Raw genomic sequence first — 20,551 nt, 5'->3', positions numbered from 1 at the left:
CAAAATGATAATTTAAGCTTAAATTTATGTTGATTTATAGAAAATTTTTGATTATATATATTTATGTAATAATTTCTCTTATACTACTTGAGATTGTTTTTATTATTTTTATTTCTCCTTATTTTTTAATAAGATACATTAGTTTTAATGATAGTATTCATATTTCTAAGGAAGATATATTGAGTATTTCAGGAATTAAGCCTAATACTTATTATTATGATGCTGATGTTAGTGCTTATGAGAAAAATATTATGAGGGATCTAAGGGTAAAAAATGTGACGGTAAAACTTAAATTTCCTAATACAATTAGTATTAATATTGAGAGAAGAGTTCCTATCGTTACTGCTTATGAGAATGTTGATGGAAGTTTTATTTACTATTTTATTGCTTCAGATGGTTTAATTTTGGAAAAGTGTAAAGATTTAATTTATGATTTACCCATAGTTAGTGGATTAAATTTAAATGGTAATGAAGTTGGTGATTTTTTAGAAGATAGAATGCTTGCTATTATAAAGAACCTTAACTATGTTAAAATAAATCAAAATACTTTGTATAATTTAATATCGGAAATTAGTTTTTTGAAGTTGAATTTTTATGATTACAAGATTTTTTTGTATATAAAAAATATATATAATAAGATATTAATAACAACGGATATGGATTTAATAAGTGTGATGCATAAGGTATTCATGATATCTGATTTGCTTAAGGGAAGGTCTGATACTGTTGATTTAAGAAGCGGTAATATCATTTTGTTAGGAGAAGATTAGTGTCTAGGGATTTGATAGTAGGATTAGATGTTGGAACTTCAAAGATTTGTACTGTCGTAGCTGAGGTAAACTTGAATAATCAGTTGGAAATAGTTGGAATAGGCACTAGTGTATCAAGAGGTGTGAGGAAAGGTGTTCTTATAAATATTGAAGCTGCGCTTGATTCAATTTCTAGTTCTATTGAAGCGGCTGAGCTTATTTCTGGGTGTGATATTGCCGCTCTTTCTGTGTCTATGTCAGGTAGTAGTATTGAGGGTACTAATTCTCGTGGGGTTGTTGCAATAAATTCAAAAACCAGGGAGATTGATAATGAAGATGTTGAGCGTGTTATTGAAGCTGCTAAGGCAATTGTGATTCCCATGGATAGAGAAATTTTACATGTGATTCCTCAGGAATTTATTGTGGATGGAATTCCTCATATAAAAAATCCAATAGATATGATGGGAATTCGCCTTGAGGGTGAAGTGCATATTATTACTGGATCTAGCTCTTCAAGTCAGAATTTAGTTAGGTGTGTGAATCGTGCTGGGTTTTCTGTAGATGAAATTGTTCTTGGAAGTTTGGCCTCATCTTATGCTACTTTATCTAAGGAAGAGAGAGAAATGGGCGTTTTGTTTGTTGACATGGGTAAAGGTACAACAGACATAATTCTTTATGTTGATGGCTCTCCTTATTATACCGGAGTAATTCCTATAGGTGCAAATAGAGTTACTCTTGATATTGCACAAGTGTGGAAAGTACCTGAAGATATTGCTGAGAATATTAAAATAACGGCTGGTGTTGCTCATATTTCTGCTCTTGAGAGTCAAGTGGAAAGTGTTATTATTCCTAATCTTGGAACCAGACCGCCTCAAGAGAAAAGTCGAAAAGAATTGGCTATAATAATTAATTCAAGATTAAGTGAGATCTTTGAGATGATAAAAGCTGAAATAATGAAGAGAGGGCTTTATAATAAGATTAATGGAGGAATTGTTTTAACTGGAGGGGGCTCTTTGTTTCCTGGTATTTCTAATTTAACAGAAGAAATATTTAAATATCCATCAAGAATAGGATTCCCAATGAATATTAATGGTGTTGGAGAGGAATATATTGGTCCTAAATTTTCCTCAGCTCTTGGTCTTGTTCTTTATAAGCATGAACAGCAAAAATTCAATAAATTAAAGAAGGGAAATAATAAATCTAAGAGACAAAGTAAAATATCTTCAAAATTGAAAGGTTGGTTTTTGAAAGAGTGGTTTTGACCAGTCATGGAGGAAGTTTAATGAAAGATTATAATATTATTGATAGTCATTCAAAAAGGTTTGATTCTGCTACAAATCCTACGGTTCTTAAAGTAATTGGTGCAGGCGGTGGCGGTAGCAACGCTGTTAATCGTATGATTGAATATGGAGTAAGAGATGTTGAGTTTATTGTAGCAAATACTGATCTTCAAGCTCTTCAAACTTCTATTGCTCCAATAAAGATTGCGCTTGGTGCTAAAGTTACTTCAGGTCTTGGGGCCGGTGGGAGGCCTGAAATTGGACAAGCGGCTGCAGAAGAAGATATTGATATTATTAAAAATCATCTAGCAGGTGCTGACATGGTATTTATTACGGCTGGAATGGGTGGAGGAACAGGAACAGGAGCTGCACCTGTTATTGCTCAAGTAGCTAAAGAACTTGGAATTTTAACTGTTGGAGTTGTTACTAAGCCTTTTAAATTTGAAGGCCCTAAAAAGATGCGGCTTGCTGAACAGGGAATAAATAATTTAAGAAAATCTGTTGATACTTTAATTATTATTCCGAATCAAAAACTTTTAACTGTTGTTGATAAGCGAACTACTATTAAGGATGCCTTTAAAAGGGCTGATGATGTTTTAAGGATGGGTGTACAGGGTATTGCAGGTCTTATTATTGAGCATGGCGAAGTTAATATTGATTTTGCTGATGTTAAGAGCATTATGCAGGGACAAGGTGATGCTTTGATGGGTATTGGTTATGGTAAGGGTGAGAATAGGGCTGTTGATGCGGCTACTTCTGCTATTAGTAATCCTTTGCTTGAGGAGGTTAGAATAGAAGGATCTAAAGGGCTTCTTGTTAATATAACCGGAGGTGAAGATTTTTCATTGCTTGAGCTTGAAGAGATTATGGGAATTATTACAGCTAGTGTTGATGATGAGGCTACCGTAATATATGGGCATGCAATTAATTCAAATCTTGATGATGAGATTTATGTTACAGTTGTTGCTACTGGTTTTTCTTCTAGAAAACAGAAAGATTTATCTGGTGCTGTTGAAAATAATACTTTAAGTTCAAAAGAATTTGATAATTTGATGTCAGGTAGTCAAGATTCTTCAGGGAGTGTTTATGAGGCTAATGATAATTTTATAGCGAAGTCAAAAAATGTTAATTATTTTGAAGATGATATTGATGTTCCTACATTTCTTAGAAATTTAAATAAAAAAAATAGCGATAATTGAATGAAAAGATGGATACTAATATTTTTGTTTTTAGTTATTTCTTGTGGAGATGAATCTAAGGAAAAAGTAAATCTTGGACTTAGAATAAGAGAGATAGAGATAGCAGGTGGTGGTTCATTAGAAAAAATTGAAGTTTATAAGGAATTTATTGATAAAGAAGAGAAAAATATTTTAAAAATAATAAATTCAATTGATAAAAAGGCTAGATTTTTTAGTTTGATTGGACTTGAGCTTATTAGGCTTGGTCAATATGGACCTGCTATTGAGTATTTTAATAGAAATTTGGAATATGGTCCTGATAATCATTTATCTCATTTTTATATAGGAGTTTCTTCTTATAATTTAGCTAAGGGTATTGAAACTAAAGAAAAGGTTCGTGAATATTTTGTTCTTTCTGAAGATTCTTTTTTAAAATCAATATCTATTAAAGATGATTTTAAAGAGGCGATTTTTGCTCTCTCTACTATGTATGTTTATGATCTTGATAAACAGTTGGAAGCTAAAGGATATTTAAGTAGACTTGAGTCTATGGGAGAGGATTATTTTGAATTTTTTATGCTGAGGGGTGCAAACTATTATTCTCTTGGTGATTTTGATAATGCTTTGTTATTTTACAAGAAGGCAAAGGATAAAGCTTTAACTCAAGAGCAAATAGATGGAGTTGATAGAATAATGAGTAATTTTAAGTAACTTTTATGTTTAAATTGCTTTATGTTGATAATTTAAGATTTTTAAAGAGTGAAGAGAAACTTAAAATTTTTAATGATTTTGATTTAAGTTGTCTTTGTAAATTAAGTTTAAGAGATATTTCTAATTATTTATCTAGGGTTTTTAGGAGGGACTATAAGCTTCCAGATTTAAAGTTAATAGAGATGCAACAAAAAGTTATTAACAGAACAAGTGCAAGAATTGCTGTTTTTGGATCTAAGGGTTATCCTTTAAAGCTTAATAGGATTTATAATCCTCCGTTTGCTATTTATTATAAAGGTAATCTTCCGGATTCTAATTCTTTGTCTTGGGCTGTTGTTGGTTCAAGACAAATCAGTAGAGTGTTGACCGATAAAGTTAAAGAGTTGTCTTCTCATCTTGCTAAGAATCATGTGGAGATAATATCTGGATTTGCAATAGGAGCTGATATTGCAGCGCATCTTGGTGCAATCAATGAGCAAAAAAGAACATATGCAGTTATTGCAACAGATATTGACAATATTTATCCAAAACAAAATAGAAAATATGTTACTTGCCTTTTAGAAAATGGTGGAGGTGTTCTTACTGAAACTTTGCCTTATGAGAAGATACAAAATTATTTTTTTGCAAAGAGAAATAGAATAGTAGCTGGTCTTTCAGATGTTGTTTTTATTACTTGTGCACCAAAAAAATCAGGAGCTTTAATTACTGCTGAGCTTGGACTTGATTTGGGTCTTGATGTTTATGTTTATAATATTAATTATTCTGGTGATGGTTCTAGAGTTTTATATGATTCTGGAGCTCAAGAGATAAAATCGGTGTCAGATCTTTATAAGATACTCAATCTTCAGTATAATGAGCCTGGAATTAGTGATGACTCAAAGGTCTGTTGTATATGCAAAGATACATCGAGTATGCTTATTAATGAGTTATTGAATGAAATATCTAAATAGGGGGGACATCATGAGTTTTAAAGGAACTACAGTTATAGCAATAAGAAGAGGTGGGAAGACTGTATTAGCAGCAGATGGGCAAGTGACTATTGGATATACTGTTTTAAAATCCAATGCTATTAAAATAAGAAAGTTGTTTAATGGAAAAATTTTAGCGGGATTTGCAGGTTCAACTTCTGATGCTATTACTCTTTTTGAGAAGTTTGAAGAAAAGGTTAAAGTTAGAGAAGATGGAATTGTTGATATTAAGAGAGCTGCTGTAGAGCTTGCAAAAGCTTGGAGGTCTGACAAAATACTTCATAAACTTGAAGCAATGATGCTCGTAGCTGATTCTGAAAATATTTTATTAATTTCAGGTACTGGAGATGTTGTTGAGCCTGAAGAAGATGTGATTTCGATTGGTAGTGGAGGAAATTATGCTTATTCAGCGGCGCTTGCTTATATGGAAAATAAAAAATTAAGTGCTGCTGATATTGCTTTTAAGTCTTTAAAGGTAGCAGCAAGAGTTTGTATATATACAAACTCAAATATCGTGCTTGAGGAGATTAATTGATGGATAAGACTGAAAATCAAAATATAGTGCCTAAAGAGATTGTTGCAGAACTAGATAAATATATAATAGGACAAGTTGAGGCTAAAAAATTGGTTTCAATTGCTCTTGTTAATAGATATATAAGATCTAAGCTCCCCAAGGAAATAAGAGATGATGTCATGCCTAAAAATATTATTATGGTTGGCTCAACTGGAATTGGTAAAACTGAGATTGCAAGAAGGCTTTCAAAGCTTATTAAGGCTCCTTTTATTAAGGTTGAAGCTACAAAATATACTGAGGTAGGTTATGTAGGTCGTGATGTTGAGTCTATGATTCGTGATTTGATGAGTATTGCGGTGAGTATGGTAAAAGAAGAGATGTATGATTCTGTTCGCGAAGAGGCAAGCAAGCGTGCTGAGGAGAGGATAATTGACAAACTTTTGAAAACCTCTGAGGGTTCTGAGAATGATAATGCAAGTGAAGAAGAAAGAAAAATTCGTGATAAATTAAGAGGTAAGTTTAGGAAACAATTAAGAAGTGGGGATATTGATGATAATCTTATTGATATTTATGTTTCAGGAAAAATGCCCGTTTCTACTATCGAAATATTTTCTGGTAGTAATTTCGAAGAGATTGATATGAGTATTGGAGGATTGATTAATAATATATTTGATAGGAAGAAAAGACGGGAATTAAAAATAAAAAAAGCCAGGGAGATAATTATATCTGAAGAGCTTGAAAAGTTAGTGGATCATGAAAATATTGTAGAGGTTGCCAAATCAAGAGTTGAGAATATGGGAATTGTTTTTATTGATGAGATCGATAAGATAGTTACTAAGAATAGAACCGGAAATGATATATCTAGAGAAGGCGTTCAGAGAGATATTTTGCCAATTGTTGAAGGATCTAAGGTTAATACAAAATATGGGATAGTGGATACTTCTCATATTTTGTTCATTGCTGCAGGTGCTTTTAATTTATCAAAGCCATCCGATTTAATACCAGAACTTCAAGGTAGGTTTCCAATTAAGGTTGAACTTAAAAGTTTAAGTGTGAATGATTTCAAGAATATTTTAAAACACACTAAAAACTCTTTAATAAAACAGTACATTGCAATGTTTAAGGTTTATAATTTGATTTTGACATTTAGTGAAGAAGCGATTGATAGAATTGCTGAACTTGCCTTTAATATGAATTATGAAGGAGAGAATCTTGGAGCAAGAAGGTTGCATGGAGTTATTGAAAAGATTCTTGCCGATCTTTTTTTTGAAGCACCCGGTAGCAAGTTAAAAAAATTTGAAATAAACTTGGATTATGTTAATGAAAAAATAAAAATTAACGAACAAAAAGACTTAAATTATTATATAATATAGTAAAAAGTATTTTGTGATATAGAGGGTATGAGCTTGAATATTTTTGATAGGTCAATTGATTTAGCACATAGGTATTTGGATGTTCTTAGTTTTAGACAAAGTGTTATAGCTGATAATGTTGCAAATGTAGATACTCCAAACTTTAAGAGAAGTAAGGTTTCTTTTGAGTCTGAGCTTGAACGAGCAATTTTCAATGAAGGAGCAAGCAATTTATCTTTAATAAGGGGTAATGGTAAGCATTTGGATGGTTTTAAAGAATTAGGATATTTAGATGTTAAACCTCGCAGAATGCTTGATTATCTCTCTACTCTCAATAATAATGGTAATAATGTTGATATTGATTCTGAGATGAAGAATCTTGCTCAGAATCAAATGATGTATAGTTTGTTTACGAATATTCAAGCTCATCATTTTAAAAGTGTAAATATTGTAATAAAATAAGTTATAACCTCAAGGAATATTATATATGGGATTATTTTCAAGTATTAATACTGCTTCAACGGGTTTGACAGCTCAAAGATTGAGACTAGATGTTATTGCAAATAATATTGCTAATGTGGAGACTACTAGAACTTCTGAGGGGGGCTCTTATAGAAGACAGAGGATAATTTTTTCTCCAAGGGTTGTAAGTCCGTATTGGAAGGGTCCTTTTGTTCCTGATTATCTTGATAATGGAGTTGGTCAGGGCGTAAGGGTTTCTGGTATTGAAAAAGACAAGTCCCCTTTGAAATTAAAGTATGATCCAACTCATCCTGATGCAATAAAATCTGGTGATCTAAAGGGTTATGTGGAATTTCCTAATGTGAATGCAGTTGAAGAGATGGTAGATATGATATCTGCTTCTCGTGCTTATGAAGCAAATTCTACTGTCATTAATAGTGGCAAAGCAATGTTTAGGAGTGCATTGTCAATACTGCAGAATTAAGGAGGTTTGTGAGCAATGGAAGTAGATTCTTTTTTTACAGATAATAATGTTTATTTAGTTCGTAAAAATCCTTTGCATTTTGATAAAAGTTTTTCTGGTTTTGATGTTAAACGTGAGGTAAAGGCAGAATCTTTCAAAGATTTGTTCTTTAATTTAATATCTGATGTGAATAATAGCCAATTGGATGTGTTTAGAATGTCTCAACAAGCTATTTTGCAACCAAATAGTGTCGATGTGCATGATATTACAATAGCAATGTCTAAAGCTAATATGAATTTAAGTATTACAAAGGCTGTTGTTGAGAGAGGCATAAAGGCTTATCAAGATGTAATTAATATTCGTTAAGGAGCTATGCAGTTTGAACAATTTTATTACTAAGTTTTTTGCATCAGTAAATAAGAATTTCAAAAGGGCCAGTATGGTTCAAAAAGTGGCTTTTGGTGTTATTGCTTTATTCATAATTTTAGCATTTATTTTTTTAATAGGATTTTCTACTAAAAAACAAGGTATTGCTCTTTTTGGTGTTGGTATTAAAGATCAGTATTTGTTAGATAGAATAGTGCAAAGATTGGATAGAGAAAGTGTTGAATATATTATTACTTCTGATGGAAAAATTTACTTAAGTGATGAAAATATGTCAAAAAAAATGAGAGCAATTCTTGTAAGAGAAGAGCTTGTTCCTGTGCATATGGATCCTTGGTCTCTTTTTGATATTGATAGATGGACCATTACGGATTTTGAGAGGAATGTTAATCTTAGGAGATCAATTACAAGAGCTGTTGAACAGCATATTGTTGCTCTTGATGATGTTGATGCTGTTAGTATTAATCTTGTGATGCCAGAAAAGGCTCTTTTTAAAGAATCACAGGAAGCAGTTAAAGCGTCTGTTAGAATTACTCCTAAGCCTGGTTCTGATATCGTGACTAATCGTAAAAAGGTGGAAGGACTTGTTAAGCTGATTCAATATGCTATTGAGGGTCTTGAATCGGATAATATTGCTATTGTTGATAATAAAGGGACTATTTTAAATGATTTTTCTAATTTAGATGGTATTGATAGGATTGATTTGGCTGAAAAGGAAAGGAAGCTTAAATTAAAATATGAATCTATGCTTCGAGATGAAATTGATTCTGCTTTAAGTAAAGTTTTGTCTGTTGATAGGTTTATGATTGCAAGAGTTAATGTGACGCTTGATACTTCTCGTCAAACTACGGAATCTAAAGAGTATGCTCCTATTGAGATTGAGTCCCAGGATCCAAAAGTTTCTTATAATACAAGAAAAGTTAGTGATTCTACATTGCTTTCTTCCCAAGTGCATAAAAGAGAATATGAGGGACAAGGTTATAGTCCATGGGGGCCACCTGGTCAAGAAGGTAACACCCCTCCTGAATACCGAGATTTAAGTGATATTATCGGTAAGTCAAATGAGTTTAAAGAAATAAAGAATATTGCTCTTAATGAGAAAAAATCTTTAAACGAAAAGGAGCCTGCTAGGATTGCAGGGATTTCTCTTGGTATTTTTATAGATGGTGTTTGGGATTTTGTTTATGATGAGTCTGGAAATTTTATTATAGAAAATGGCATGCGTAAAAGGGAATATAAGCCTATTTCTGATGAAGCTTTAAAAAATATTACAGATGTTTTGCAAAGTTCTTTTGAGTATAAGCCGGAGAGGGGGGATTCAATTGCCATTAGGAATGTTGCCTTTGATCGAGTGAATGAATTTAGAAAGATAGATGAAGATTATTTTTCAACTGAAAAATTTAAGTTTCTTATTTTTACAGTAAGTATAATATTTGCATTGTTGATATTAATATTTACGGTATTTTTCATTGTGTCTAGAGAAGTTGAGAGAAGAAGACGCCTTAAAGAAGAAGAGTTTTCAAGACAAGCACATTTAAGACGCCAGCAAGCATTAATGGATAACGATGATATTGGTGTTGATGATGTTGTTGGTGGAATTAGGGAGGAGGATGAACTTCAAAGTAATGCTGAATTTTTAGCTAGAGAGAAACCAGAAGATGTTGCTAAACTTATTAGAACATGGATTGTGAAGAATGTATAAAGGGTAATAATTTATATGGAAGATCAAAAAGAAAAAGAGATATTAGGTGTTTCTACTTTGACGGGCAAACAGAAAGCCGCTATTTTATTAGTTTCAATAGGTTCTGAAATTTCATCTAAAATATTTAAATATTTATCTCAAGAGGAGATAGAATCGTTGACTTTTGAAATAGCAAGACTTGATGTTGTTACTTCTGATCTTAAAGATAGTGTTCTCTTGGAATTTAAAGAGTTAATGATGGCTCAAGAGTTTATTCAAAAGGGTGGAATAGATTATGCTAGGGAGCTTCTTGAGAAATCTCTTGGTACTCAAAAAGCAGTAGATATTATTAATAATTTAGGTTCTGCTTTGCAATCAAGGCCTTTTGAATTTGTTAGAAGAGCAGATCCTGCTAATATTTTAAACTTTATTCAACAAGAACATCCGCAGACAATTGCTTTAATACTTTCATATCTTGATCCTCAAAAGGCTTCATTTATTCTCTCTAGCCTTCCTACTGAAATTCAGACTAATGTTGCAAGAAGAATTGCATTGATGGATAGAACTTCTCCTGAAGTGGTAAGAGAAGTTGAGAGAGTGCTTGAGAAAAAGTTAGCTTCTTTATCTTCAGAGGATTATACTTCAGCTGGAGGTGTTGATAATGTTGTTGAAATAATTAACATGGCCGATCGAAAGACAGAGAAATTTATTATTGAATCCCTTGAAGAAGAGGATCCTGAACTTGCAGAGGAAATTAAAAAGAAAATGTTTGTATTTGAAGATATTGTTCTTCTTGATGATAGATCAATACAGCGAATTTTAAGAGAAATAGATGGTCAGGAGTTATCAAAAGCTTTAAAATCAGTTGATGCACCTGTTCAAGATAAGATTTTTAAAAATATGTCTAAGAGGGCTGCTGGAATGCTTAAGGAAGATATGGAATTTTTGGGTCCCACTAGACGTAAGGATGTTGAGGAATCTCAGCAAAAAATTGTTTCTCTTATTAGGAAATTAGAAGAACAGGGTGAAATAGTAATCTCAAGGGGTGGTGAAGAAGATGTACTTGTCTGAGGAAGGAGTTGTATTTGCCTAAGGTTTTATATAAATCAAAAGAAGTTGTAAATGCAGTAAAGTTAGAGTTTGTTGAGATTACGAATCCTATTTTTAAATCGTTGGAAATTAAGAGAAAAGAAAATGAACTTTGTGATATAGATAGTCGTAGCATTAAACTTCGCAATGAACTTGAAGACTTAATGAATCAAAGAACAAAGCTTCAAGAGGAAATTGAACGTGAACATGAATTTGCTAAAAAGGAAATAGATGCTGAATGTTCTAAGATTCTTGAAGAAGCTAAAGAACAAGCTAATAAAATAGTAAGTTTGGCTAGTGAGAGAGCTGAAGCTTTGCAAAAGGAAGCTGAGAACAAAAAAGGGGCTATTGAGCAAGAGTCTAATTTAGAAATTGAGAAAATAGTTAGGGAACATGAAGATCGATTAAAAAGGGAGCTTGAAACGGAAATGGCAAGAGGAAGAAATGAAGGGTATGATGCAGGATTTGATAAGGGGCGTGAGGATTGTGATAAAATATTAGGAAAGTTAAATAGCATAATATCTTCTTTGGTTGCAAAGAGAAAGGAGATCCTTGAATCTTCAGGGGAACACATAATGAATCTTGTCATGCAGATTGCAGTTAAGGTGGTTAAAAAAATTATAGATTCTCAGAAAGGTGTTGTTATAGAAAATGTAAATGAGGCTTTAAATAAGGTAAAAAACAAAACAAATATTGTTATTCGTGTTAATCTTGATGATATAGATGTTGTGAGTCATCAAAAGCATGAGTTTATTTCTAAATTTGATTTTATAAAGAATCTAGAAGTTGTTGAAGACGTTAATATAGGAAAGGGTGGATGTATTATTGAGACTGATTTTGGGGAAATAGATGCACGAATTTCATCTCAACTGGATAGAATAGAGGAGAAATTTAAAAATTTTTCTTCTATATTTTAGAGATTAAGGAATATTGATGGACATCTTTTTTGAAGATTATTCAAAAATATTGGATGATGTTGAGCCTATATCTCTTATTGGTAAAATAAGGAAGATTAAAGGACTCTTAATAGAAAGTTTGGGTCCAAAATGTGGTATTGGTGATTTATGTTTAATTGAGCAAAGAAGTGGTAAGAAAATATATGCTGAAGTTTTAGGTTTAAATGGATCTTTTGTTAACCTTATGGCTTATGAAGGATTTGATGGAGTTGAGATTGGCGATAAAGTTTGCTCTTTAGGTAAAAAGCTTCAGATTAATCTTAGTGATGAATTACTTGGTCGGGTGATAGATTCTCTTGGTAGGCCTATTGATAATAAGGGGCAGTTTTTTGGTAATTATTATAAAGAATTAAGTTTTAGTAATATTAATCCTTTAAGTAGAGGTGTTTTTTCTGAGCAAATAGTTACTGGTGTTAAAGTTCTTGATGGGTTTTTACCAGTTGCAAAGGGGCAACGTGTAGGCATTTTCTCAGGTGCGGGTGTTGGTAAGTCTACTTTGCTTGGTATGATTGCCAAAAATTCTAAGGCAGATGTTAATGTTATTGCATTTATTGGTGAGAGAGGCCGTGAGCTTAATGAGTTTATTAATTATGATCTTGGAGAAGAATGCTTTAAGAGAAGTGTTTTGATTGTTTCGACCTCTGATGCATCTCCTATTTCAAGATATAAAGGGGCTTATACCGCAACATTAATAGCTGAATATTTTAGAGATCGTGGGATGAATGTTATGTTGCTATTTGATTCAATTACAAGATTTGCAAATGCTAAAAGGGAAATTAGTCTTTCTATGGGAGAGCCACCTGCTACTAAGGGATATCCTCCTTCTGTTTTTGTAGAAATTCCTATTTTGCTTGAGCGTTCAGGACTTAATTCTAAGGGTAGTATTACAGGGTTTTATACTGTGCTTGTTGAGGGCGATGATTTTACAGAACCAATAGCTGATAATATGAAAGCTGTTTTAGATGGACACATTATTTTGGATAGAGATTTATCTGATAGAGGGATTTATCCTTCTGTAAATATTTTAAGTTCTACTTCAAGATCTATTCATAGAATAGTAAATTTTGAAAGACAAAAATTGATATCTAAGATTAGAAATTTATTATCAATTTATAAAAGTTATGAAGATCTAATTAAGACGGGAATTTATATTAAAGGTTCTAATAAAGAAGTTGATTTGGCAGTTGCAAAATATCCAAAGATTATTGATTTTTTGTCTCAAGGAATACAAGAGGAGTTTGATTTTGAAAATTTGGATAGTGAATTGAGAGAAATATTAGCTTGAATGATTTAATTTCTAAGAAAAAAATTTTTGAAAAAATATTGAGTCTTAGGACTTATGATAGGAAATTCAGCGAAAGTGATTTAATTAATGTGAATAATAAGATTTCAAAAATAGAAGAATTTTTAGAAGGAATATCTGAAGGTTTAAATAAATTAAACAATATGGATGTTTTTTCGAAAGAAAATTATTTGGATTATTTGACTTATAGAAAAGGGAAAGAGTTGAAAAATCTTGAAAAACTTAAGCATGAACATGATAAGTATCATGACATTTATTTGAAGAAATATGGAGAAGAAAAAAAGGTTGACATATTAATAAAAACTTTAAATGATATTATAATTAAAGAAAAAGTAAAAAGAGAAAGCTTGTTTTTAGATGAATATGTTAATTATAGAATTTGTAAAAAATTAGGGAATAATCAATGAATGATTTTTTGTCATTTTCACTTAGATTTTTTTTGTGGCTATTTTTAGTTATTTTTTTCTTAGTGTTTTCATTTTTTTTGTTTGATTTATTTGGCATATATCAAACTAGAGATTATTTGCCTATGTATATCAGGGCTTTACTTTTTAAGGTAGATGCTCAGCCACCTGAATATACACATATTAGTCTTGAAGAGATTAGAATGATAAAGGAGAAAGAGGCAATTTATATTAAAGGTCAGCAAGTTGAAAAATTGAGAGAAGAATTGAAAAAGAGAGAAGATAGTTTAAATAAGTTAGAAGCCGAACTTAATCAAAAGCAGAAAGATTTAGATCTGAAACAGAGAGTAATCGATGATATTGTCAATAAATATAAAGATGAAGACGCAAATTTTGCTCAGGCTGCTTTATATTTAGTTAATATGCCACCAAAGGATGCTGTTAAGAGGCTTGAAGAACTTAATGATGAGATTGCAATATCTTATATGCGTAAGGTGGAAGATATTGCTAAAAAAGAGGGACGGGCGTCTATTGTTCCTTATTGGTTGTCTCTTATGGATTCTAAGAAGGCCGCTGTACTAATTAGAAAAATGTCTGTTAGTTCATTGGAGTGATGTATGAATACTTTAAGTAAGATTATTGTTAGTTTGCCAAGTTTAAACAAGGATTTTAATTTTTTGAATGTAGGTGGTATTTTTAGTCAAGCAAAAAAGGGTGTTTTTTCAGATCTTATTTCTTCAGAGATTCAAAATCTGTCTAGGTTTAGGGATTCAATGCTAGAATTTGTAAACTTTTTAAAAAGTAATGGCCTTATAAGTAAGGATTTTAAGAATATCTCTTTAAAGAGACCATTTGCCTTTGAAAAATTTAGTGATAACGGTTTCGTGTCTGATTTAAAATCTTTAATAAAAAAGGTGAATAGTTTATTTGATTTTGAAAGTCTGAAAGTTTTAAGTGAAAGTTTGTCTTTTGATTCTGAGATTAGTGACAAAATAAAAATGTTAAAAAATTTTGAAAAAGTTTTGTCTGATCTTAACATTTTGTTTGGCAATGTAAATTCTCTTTTTAATTTTGATGTTTTAAGTGTTGATCTTAATTCTAATCATATAGATTTGAATTTTGTAAAGAGAGATAAGGAAAAAAATGTTATTGCTATTGATGTTAAAAATTTTAAGAAAAATGATAGTGTTAAGGAATTTCTTAATTCAGGTTCTAGGTTTAGGTTAATTGATGGTGAAAATTATGTTGGCAAGTATGGTCTTAAAGAAACGTTTGATGGATTGACAGAATTTATAGGTGATCTTTCTAGTTTTAATACAAAACCTGTTAAAGGATCTTTTATTAGTCACATTGCTGATAATTTAATGTCAGAATGGAATTTAAAAATAAATCATAATATTGTGAATAAGGCCAAAATTGTGTTAAAATCGAATAATACAGGAGAAATTAGGCTGATTTTAAAGCCCAAAAGACTTGGTAGTATAAGAATTAATTTAAATCTTGATTCTAATAATAATTTATTAGGTAAGATTATAGTTGACAATCATAATGTTAAGACTCTTTTTGAGCAAAATATGTATTCGATCAGCAAAATGTTAAATGATAATGGTTTTAATACTAGTTTAAATCTTTCTCTTGCAGGTGGTGGTTCTGGTTTTTTTTCTGGTAATTTTGAGGATGATGTTGAGAGCCAATTATCTTCTTTGAATAAGAATAATATCTTTAAAGTTGAGGATAATGTTGAGATTTCTGTTGATTTAGAAAAAAGTATTAATTTTGTTGTTTAAAATGGAGGATAGATGGGTACAATTGATCATATTGACAATTTAGTCGGTATAGACCGAGCGAAGGAAATATTTAATTCTAAGGTACAAAGAGGTGTTAAGGGTAATAATCTTAGTCGGGATGATTTTTTGAAACTACTTGTTACTCAACTTAAATATCAAGATCCTACAGACCCAATGAAAGATAAAGAGTTTATTTCGCAAATGGCACAATTCTCAGCTCTTGAACAAATGACAAATATGAGTAAATCTTTTGAGAGGCTCTCATCTGTTCTTGGTATAAATAAAGATTTAGATTTATTGGGCAAAATAGTTGAGTTTGAACATGTTGATGGAGAGATTATTAAGGGTAAAGTTACAAATATTAAAACAGGAATAGTTCCACAAATTATGATTGATGGCAAGTATTATGTTTATAATAATATTTTGTCAGTAGGATTGGAGGAGTAGTTATATGATGAGGTCTTTATATTCTGGTGTTTCTGGTCTTCAGAATCATCAAACAAGAATGGATGTTGTTGGTAATAACATTGCCAATGTTAATACTATTGGTTTTAAGAAAGGAAGGGTTAATTTTCAAGATATGATATCTCAGAGTATTTCTGGAGCATCTCGTCCTACTGATGGTCGCGGAGGTGTTAATCCAAAACAAGTTGGTCTTGGAATGAGTGTTGCTACTATTGATACTATTCATACTCAAGGATCTTTTCAAAGCACCCAAAAAGCCTCTGATCTTGGAATTAGTGGTAATGGTTTTTTTATTTTAAGAGATGGTAATAATTCTTTTTATACAAGAGCTGGTGCATTTGATGTTGATTCTAATAGGCGTCTTGTAAATCCTGCAAATGGTATGAGAATTCAAGGTTGGATGGCAAAGTCTATTGGTGGAGAACAGGTTATTAATACATCTGCTGATGTTGAAGATTTAGTTATTCCTATTGGGGATAAAGAAGGTGCTAAGGCTACGGAACACATTACTTTTGCTTGTAATCTTGATAAAAGATTACCTATAATTGAGGAAGGTGCAAGTGAAGTGGATGTTGCTCGTGGTACTTGGGTTGTTAATAAGACTATTTATGATAGTTTTGGAAATACTAGTGTTGTTGAACTTAGAGTTGTAAAGGATACAACTACTCCTAATTTATGGAACGCTACAGTTTTAGTAAATGGGGAGACAAATTCCAATTTTACAATAGGCTTTAATAATGAAGGAGCATTGCTTTCTTTAAATGGTCAGGCAGGTCAACCTGGTGATTTACTTGAGTTTCCTATAACTTTTGGTGTTGTGAATGCTAATGCCGGAGAAGTTGGTGAGCAGCAAACTATTAATCTTAGACTTGGTAATGTTGGTAGTTATACTGATTCAATTACGCAATTTGCTGATGCAAGTACTACAAAGGCTATTATCCAAGATGGATATGGTATGGGATATATGGAAAACTATGAAATAGATCAAAATGGTATAATAATGGGAGTTTATTCAAATGGTATTAGACGAGATATTGGTAAAATTGCGCTTGCTTCATTTGTTAATCCTGGGGGACTTGCAAAGATAGGTGATACTAATTTTAGTGAGACAAGTAATTCAGGTCAGGCTAGGGTAGGTGAAACTGGTTTGGCAGGTCTTGGTACTATTAGAGCAGGTGTTTTAGAAATGGCTAATGTTGATCTTGCTGAGCAATTTACAGATATGATAGTTACTCAAAGAGGTTTTCAGGCTAATGCTAAAACTATAACCACTTCGGATCAGTTATTACAAGAGCTTGTAAGACTTAAGAATTAATTTTTTGTTTTAGTTTATGATTTATGTAACTAAACTTAATGGCGATGGGTATTATTTAAATCCTTGTCATATTGAGAGTATTGAGGCTAATCCTGATACTACGATTCTTCTTATGAATGGTAAAAAATTGATTGTAAAAGAAGATGTAGTAGAGGTTGTTGATAAAATCAAGGTATATAGGAGAGAGATTGGTTTGTTAGACAGAATTACACAAGAGAATAAGGGAGTTGAGCTATGAATTTAGCTAGTATAGTTGGGTGGGGTGTTGGATTTGGTGCTATTTTAATTTCTATGGCATTTACTCCTACAGGATTAGGGGTTTTTTGGGATTTGAGTTCTGTATTTATTACAGTTGTTGGTTCTTTTTCTGCACTTGTGGCTTCCTCAGAAATTTCCACTGTAAAGAGAATTCCTACATATCTGGGATTTTTCTTTAAAAAGAGTTCTTTTGGTAAAGTTCCCATTATAAAGACTTTAGTTGAACTCTCAGAAAAAGCCAGAAAAGAAGGGCTTTTATCTCTTGATGATGAACTTGATCAAATCAATGATCCTTTTTTTAAGTCTGGAATGAGACTTGTCGTTGATGGTGCTGATCCTGAGATAATTAGAACTATGCTTTATCTTGAACTTGATCAAATGCAAGAGAGACATAAGATTGGTGCTGATCTTTTTGGAACTTGGGCGAAGCTTGCTCCTGCTTTTGGAATGATAGGTACGCTTATTGGGCTTATAGCTCTTCTTGGAAATTTAGAAGACAGATCAGCTCTTGGTTCTTCTATGGCTGTTGCTCTTATTACAACTCTTTATGGTACAATAATGGCAAATTTAATGTTGCTTCCTATTCAAATTAAATTAGAGTCTATAGATATTGAGGAAGCATCAGTGAAGACGATGATTGTTGAAGGTATTTTATCAATTCAGGCAGGGGATAACCCTAGAATTTTAGAACAAAAATTGGTAACGTTTTTAACTCCTAAAGATAGGAGTCAGCTTGGAAGCGGTATTCTTGGGGGTGAGTGATGTCATTGAGAGATAGGAAGAAGCGTTCAAAGTGTGAAGGAGGTGCTCCTGAGTATATGTTAACATATGGAGACATGGTTACCTTGTTACTTGTTTTTTTTGTTACTATGTTTTCGTTAAATGATATTATTCTCAAAGAAAATGTATTAAAAATAATGTCAGCTTCGTTTACAGGGTCCGGATTTTTTAAGGGCGGAAAGACCTTAGATATTAATAAACTTTCTTATTTGAGTAATAGTTTTATGTTTTTACCTTCTACTGGGAAGAATAAACAAGCTTCTCAGGCGTCCAAAAATAAGTCTATTATTGAATTAATTGAAAAGATTCAGTCTAATAAGGTTATTGTAAGACATTATGAACGTGGTGTTGTTGTGTCTCTTTTGGCCGATGCTTTTTTTGAGTCAGCTAGTGCTGAGGTTAAACTTGATGATAATAGGGAGACTATACAAAAGATAGCTTCTTTTATTGGGTTTTTGGATAATCAAGGGTATAATTTTAAAATCGAAGGACATACAGACAATGTTGATGTTAATATAAATGGAATTTGGAAAAGTAATTGGGAGCTTTCATCGGCAAGAGCAGTAAATATGTTAGAGCAGATTTTGAATTATACCGATCAGTCTAAGATACAAAGCATTGAGAGTAAATTTGAGGTGTCTGGATTTGCGGGAGGTAGACCGGTTGCCACAGATGATACTCCTGAAGGTAGAGCTTATAATAGAAGAATAGATATTTTGATTACTAGTGATGCTTCTTTGAGTTCTACTAAAGGTATTAGTCAATAATGATGTTTTAGTAATGAAAGAAGAAATTTATAGGAGGTAATATGCCTGAGAGAGATAATGGTAGTATAGATGTAGGTGGTGCGGATAATAAAAGAATGGGCTTGCTACCTGATATTATAATAAAAATTTTGCAAATATTAGCAATAGGACTATTTACTGTTGTTATTATGATAATAGTTGCTTATTTTGTTTCTAAGATGGTAGTAAGTCAAAGTGGGGCACCTAATAATTTTCCAATTTTTTCTAATGAATATTTGGGCAAACCCCCTATGCTTATATGGTATGAAAGCATAGATGAAATTAGGGGAACTACTCAAGATACTCCTCCAAAGACTTTTGTAATAAAACTTGCGTTAGGTTATGCTGAGAATAATGTAAATATTTTAAGTGAGCTTGGAAGACAAAAAGTTCGGTTAAAAGATATTATTAGAGAATATTTTAGTCAAAGAACAGGACAAGAGATAAAGAACGAAAGTCAGATTAAGGCGGAAATTAAGGCTAGAATTAATAGTATTCTTCGAAATGGTGAAATAAAAGAAATAGCATTAACACAAATTGATATTTTTGATATGTGATTTTTAAAAGGAATTTTGAATGGCAGGTAATCCGGGAGCATTATCACAAGATGATATAGACAGTCTTTTAGAATCTATTAATTCATCTGATAATTTATCATCAGATGATTCGCTTTCTAATATCATATCTAGTCCTATGGGCAAGAAACAGAAAATTAAAGTTTATGATTTTAAAAGACCAGACAAATTCTCAAAAGAGCAAGTAAGGACAGTGTCAAGTTTTCATGAAGCATTTGCAAGGTATACTACAACTTCACTCTCAGCACTTTTGAGGAAGATGGTTCATGTACATGTAGCTTCAGTTGATCAGTTGACTTATGAAGAGTTTATTAGATCTATTCCAAATCCTACTACTTTAGCAATAATTAACATGGATCCTCTTAAGGGTTCTGCTATATTTGAGGTTGATCCAACCATTGCGTTTGCAATAGTTGATAGACTTTTTGGAGGAGATGGAGATACTATTAAGGATAAGAGTAGAGATTTAACAGAAATAGAACAGTCTGTCATGGAAAGTGTTATTATCCGTATACTTGCTAACATGAGAGAAGCTTGGTCGCAGGTAGTGGATCTTAGGCCTCGTTTTGGGCACATAGAGGTTAATCCTCAATTTGCGCAAATAGTTCCTCCAACAGAAATGGTTATTTTAGTAACTCTTGAAGTTAAGATAGGTAAAGTTGAAGGGCTTATGAATTTTTGTTTGCCTTATATTACAATAGAGCCTATTGTATCTAAGCTTTCAACAAGATATTGGCATTCTTTAATTGGTGTGGGCACTACTAGTGAAAATCTTGACATCCTTAGAGAAAAGCTTGAGAATACAGATATGCTTTTGGTGGCTGAAATCGGAGAAGTTAAATTAAAGGTAAGAGAAATATTATCCTTAGCAAAAGGTGATGTTCTTAATCTTGAAAATTCTCCAATAGATAAGGATTTAATCTTAAAGGTAGGGACTAAACAGAAATTTAAGTGTAGAATGGGTCTTGTTGGAAATAAGATTTCAGTGCAGGTTACAGAAAAAGTTGGTGAAGTAGAGGATTTTGATTTGTTAAAGGAGCTCACGGAAGAGGTTGAATAGGTTGTTAAAAATTTAAATGTGTTAATAAGTTT

The 20,551-nt window shown here is 31.9% G+C and carries 24 protein-coding genes; all 24 read left to right on the top strand.

Going from position 1 to position 20,551, the window contains the following annotated elements:
* Positions 1 to 26: 26 nt before the first annotated feature.
* Genes bpuSUM_RS01510 through fliM form a run of 24 tightly spaced genes read left to right on the top strand, consistent with a single transcriptional unit; the run spans position 27 to position 20,519 of the window.
* On the top strand, positions 27 to 770 hold the full coding sequence (locus bpuSUM_RS01510; protein ID WP_247065477.1) for a cell division protein FtsQ/DivIB: 744 nt from the start codon (positions 27 to 29) through the stop codon (positions 768 to 770).
* The gene (gene ftsA, locus bpuSUM_RS01505; protein WP_247065476.1) at positions 770 to 2,011 is read left to right on the top strand and encodes a cell division protein FtsA; all 1,242 of its coding nucleotides are present in this window, start codon (positions 770 to 772) and stop codon (positions 2,009 to 2,011) included. Before bpuSUM_RS01510 ends, ftsA begins: the two co-directional genes overlap by 1 nt.
* Before the next feature lie 20 nt (positions 2,012 to 2,031).
* Entirely contained in the window at positions 2,032 to 3,228 is a 1,197-nt protein-coding gene (gene ftsZ / locus bpuSUM_RS01500; RefSeq protein WP_247065475.1) for a cell division protein FtsZ, read from the top strand.
* Entirely contained in the window at positions 3,229 to 3,918 is a 690-nt protein-coding gene (locus tag bpuSUM_RS01495; protein WP_247065474.1) for a tetratricopeptide repeat protein, read from the top strand.
* A 5-nt stretch (positions 3,919 to 3,923) separates the two neighbouring features.
* Positions 3,924 to 4,868 carry a DNA-processing protein DprA gene (dprA, locus tag bpuSUM_RS01490; protein WP_247065473.1) on the top strand — a complete coding sequence of 315 codons (945 nt, stop codon included), beginning with the start codon at positions 3,924 to 3,926 and terminating at the stop codon, positions 4,866 to 4,868.
* A 10-nt stretch (positions 4,869 to 4,878) separates the two neighbouring features.
* Entirely contained in the window at positions 4,879 to 5,421 is a 543-nt protein-coding gene (gene hslV, locus bpuSUM_RS01485) for an ATP-dependent protease subunit HslV (protein WP_247065472.1), read from the top strand.
* Positions 5,421 to 6,773 (top strand): ATP-dependent protease ATPase subunit HslU, encoded by a 1,353-nt coding sequence (gene hslU, locus bpuSUM_RS01480; RefSeq protein WP_247065471.1) that lies wholly within the window; start codon positions 5,421 to 5,423, stop codon positions 6,771 to 6,773. The genes hslV and hslU overlap by 1 nt, the downstream gene beginning before the upstream one ends.
* A gap of 33 nt (positions 6,774 to 6,806) precedes the next feature.
* Positions 6,807 to 7,214, top strand: coding sequence for a flagellar basal body rod protein FlgB (flgB, locus tag bpuSUM_RS01475; RefSeq protein ID WP_247066257.1), 408 nt, complete (start codon positions 6,807 to 6,809; stop codon positions 7,212 to 7,214).
* Between the two features lie 25 nt (positions 7,215 to 7,239).
* Entirely contained in the window at positions 7,240 to 7,698 is a 459-nt protein-coding gene (flgC, locus tag bpuSUM_RS01470) for a flagellar basal body rod protein FlgC (RefSeq protein WP_247065470.1), read from the top strand.
* Between the two features lie 15 nt (positions 7,699 to 7,713).
* Entirely contained in the window at positions 7,714 to 8,043 is a 330-nt protein-coding gene (fliE, locus tag bpuSUM_RS01465; RefSeq protein WP_247065469.1) for a flagellar hook-basal body complex protein FliE, read from the top strand.
* 13 nt (positions 8,044 to 8,056) lie between these two features.
* Positions 8,057 to 9,763, top strand: a complete 1,707-nt coding sequence (fliF, locus tag bpuSUM_RS01460) for a flagellar basal-body MS-ring/collar protein FliF (RefSeq protein ID WP_247065468.1) — start codon at positions 8,057 to 8,059, stop codon at positions 9,761 to 9,763.
* A 15-nt stretch (positions 9,764 to 9,778) separates the two neighbouring features.
* Positions 9,779 to 10,813 (top strand): flagellar motor switch protein FliG, encoded by a 1,035-nt coding sequence (fliG, locus tag bpuSUM_RS01455; protein ID WP_247065467.1) that lies wholly within the window; start codon positions 9,779 to 9,781, stop codon positions 10,811 to 10,813.
* A 14-nt stretch (positions 10,814 to 10,827) separates the two neighbouring features.
* The gene (gene fliH, locus bpuSUM_RS01450) at positions 10,828 to 11,748 is read left to right on the top strand and encodes a flagellar assembly protein FliH (protein WP_247065466.1); all 921 of its coding nucleotides are present in this window, start codon (positions 10,828 to 10,830) and stop codon (positions 11,746 to 11,748) included.
* A 16-nt stretch (positions 11,749 to 11,764) separates the two neighbouring features.
* Entirely contained in the window at positions 11,765 to 13,072 is a 1,308-nt protein-coding gene (locus bpuSUM_RS01445) for a FliI/YscN family ATPase (RefSeq protein ID WP_247065465.1), read from the top strand.
* Positions 13,069 to 13,497: a flagellar export protein FliJ gene (locus bpuSUM_RS01440; protein ID WP_434756847.1), complete on the top strand. Its 429-nt coding sequence runs from the start codon at positions 13,069 to 13,071 to the stop codon at positions 13,495 to 13,497. The genes bpuSUM_RS01445 and bpuSUM_RS01440 overlap by 4 nt, the downstream gene beginning before the upstream one ends.
* A complete protein-coding gene (locus bpuSUM_RS01435; protein ID WP_247065463.1) occupies positions 13,494 to 14,108 on the top strand; it encodes a periplasmic-type flagellar collar protein FlbB in 615 nt (204 codons plus the stop codon). Before bpuSUM_RS01440 ends, bpuSUM_RS01435 begins: the two co-directional genes overlap by 4 nt.
* 3 nt (positions 14,109 to 14,111) lie before the next feature.
* Positions 14,112 to 15,281 carry a flagellar hook-length control protein FliK gene (locus tag bpuSUM_RS01430; protein ID WP_247065462.1) on the top strand — a complete coding sequence of 390 codons (1,170 nt, stop codon included), beginning with the start codon at positions 14,112 to 14,114 and terminating at the stop codon, positions 15,279 to 15,281.
* Positions 15,282 to 15,293: 12 nt separating this feature from the next.
* Positions 15,294 to 15,728 (top strand): flagellar hook assembly protein FlgD, encoded by a 435-nt coding sequence (gene flgD, locus bpuSUM_RS01425; RefSeq protein ID WP_247065461.1) that lies wholly within the window; start codon positions 15,294 to 15,296, stop codon positions 15,726 to 15,728.
* 4 nt (positions 15,729 to 15,732) lie between these two features.
* Positions 15,733 to 17,061 (top strand): flagellar hook protein FlgE, encoded by a 1,329-nt coding sequence (gene flgE / locus bpuSUM_RS01420; protein WP_247065460.1) that lies wholly within the window; start codon positions 15,733 to 15,735, stop codon positions 17,059 to 17,061.
* A gap of 16 nt (positions 17,062 to 17,077) precedes the next feature.
* Positions 17,078 to 17,299 (top strand): flagellar FlbD family protein, encoded by a 222-nt coding sequence (locus bpuSUM_RS01415; RefSeq protein ID WP_247065459.1) that lies wholly within the window; start codon positions 17,078 to 17,080, stop codon positions 17,297 to 17,299.
* Positions 17,296 to 18,081 carry a motility protein A gene (locus bpuSUM_RS01410; protein WP_247065458.1) on the top strand — a complete coding sequence of 262 codons (786 nt, stop codon included), beginning with the start codon at positions 17,296 to 17,298 and terminating at the stop codon, positions 18,079 to 18,081. Before bpuSUM_RS01415 ends, bpuSUM_RS01410 begins: the two co-directional genes overlap by 4 nt.
* Positions 18,081 to 18,866 (top strand): flagellar motor protein MotB, encoded by a 786-nt coding sequence (gene motB, locus bpuSUM_RS01405; protein WP_247065457.1) that lies wholly within the window; start codon positions 18,081 to 18,083, stop codon positions 18,864 to 18,866. Before bpuSUM_RS01410 ends, motB begins: the two co-directional genes overlap by 1 nt.
* 41 nt (positions 18,867 to 18,907) lie before the next feature.
* The gene (gene fliL, locus bpuSUM_RS01400) at positions 18,908 to 19,441 is read left to right on the top strand and encodes a flagellar basal body-associated protein FliL (RefSeq protein ID WP_247065456.1); all 534 of its coding nucleotides are present in this window, start codon (positions 18,908 to 18,910) and stop codon (positions 19,439 to 19,441) included.
* Between the two features lie 19 nt (positions 19,442 to 19,460).
* Positions 19,461 to 20,519: a flagellar motor switch protein FliM gene (gene fliM / locus bpuSUM_RS01395; protein ID WP_011772235.1), complete on the top strand. Its 1,059-nt coding sequence runs from the start codon at positions 19,461 to 19,463 to the stop codon at positions 20,517 to 20,519.
* The last annotated feature ends 32 nt before the right edge of the window (positions 20,520 to 20,551 follow it).

Source organism: Borrelia puertoricensis (assembly GCF_023035875.1).
GTDB lineage: Bacteria > Spirochaetota > Spirochaetia > Borreliales > Borreliaceae > Borrelia > Borrelia puertoricensis.
Note: the sequence above shows the minus strand (reverse complement) of the source record. Positions and strands in the feature narration are given on the sequence as shown.

Coding starts and splice junctions, on each gene's coding strand:
- bpuSUM_RS01410 (WP_247065458.1), top strand. CDS start 17,296: ATGAATTTAGCTAGTATAGTTGGGTGGGGTGTTGGATTTGGTGCTATT.
- bpuSUM_RS01510 (WP_247065477.1), top strand. CDS start 27: ATGTTGATTTATAGAAAATTTTTGATTATATATATTTATGTAATAATT.
- motB (WP_247065457.1), top strand. CDS start 18,081: ATGTCATTGAGAGATAGGAAGAAGCGTTCAAAGTGTGAAGGAGGTGCT.
- bpuSUM_RS01430 (WP_247065462.1), top strand. CDS start 14,112: ATGAATACTTTAAGTAAGATTATTGTTAGTTTGCCAAGTTTAAACAAG.
- hslV (WP_247065472.1), top strand. CDS start 4,879: ATGAGTTTTAAAGGAACTACAGTTATAGCAATAAGAAGAGGTGGGAAG.
- bpuSUM_RS01495 (WP_247065474.1), top strand. CDS start 3,229: ATGAAAAGATGGATACTAATATTTTTGTTTTTAGTTATTTCTTGTGGA.
- ftsZ (WP_247065475.1), top strand. CDS start 2,032: ATGAAAGATTATAATATTATTGATAGTCATTCAAAAAGGTTTGATTCT.
- fliM (WP_011772235.1), top strand. CDS start 19,461: ATGGCAGGTAATCCGGGAGCATTATCACAAGATGATATAGACAGTCTT.
- flgC (WP_247065470.1), top strand. CDS start 7,240: ATGGGATTATTTTCAAGTATTAATACTGCTTCAACGGGTTTGACAGCT.
- flgD (WP_247065461.1), top strand. CDS start 15,294: ATGGGTACAATTGATCATATTGACAATTTAGTCGGTATAGACCGAGCG.
- flgE (WP_247065460.1), top strand. CDS start 15,733: ATGATGAGGTCTTTATATTCTGGTGTTTCTGGTCTTCAGAATCATCAA.
- bpuSUM_RS01435 (WP_247065463.1), top strand. CDS start 13,494: ATGAATGATTTTTTGTCATTTTCACTTAGATTTTTTTTGTGGCTATTT.
- bpuSUM_RS01445 (WP_247065465.1), top strand. CDS start 11,765: ATGGACATCTTTTTTGAAGATTATTCAAAAATATTGGATGATGTTGAG.
- fliL (WP_247065456.1), top strand. CDS start 18,908: ATGCCTGAGAGAGATAATGGTAGTATAGATGTAGGTGGTGCGGATAAT.
- bpuSUM_RS01415 (WP_247065459.1), top strand. CDS start 17,078: ATGATTTATGTAACTAAACTTAATGGCGATGGGTATTATTTAAATCCT.
- fliE (WP_247065469.1), top strand. CDS start 7,714: ATGGAAGTAGATTCTTTTTTTACAGATAATAATGTTTATTTAGTTCGT.
- dprA (WP_247065473.1), top strand. CDS start 3,924: ATGTTTAAATTGCTTTATGTTGATAATTTAAGATTTTTAAAGAGTGAA.
- hslU (WP_247065471.1), top strand. CDS start 5,421: ATGGATAAGACTGAAAATCAAAATATAGTGCCTAAAGAGATTGTTGCA.
- fliG (WP_247065467.1), top strand. CDS start 9,779: ATGGAAGATCAAAAAGAAAAAGAGATATTAGGTGTTTCTACTTTGACG.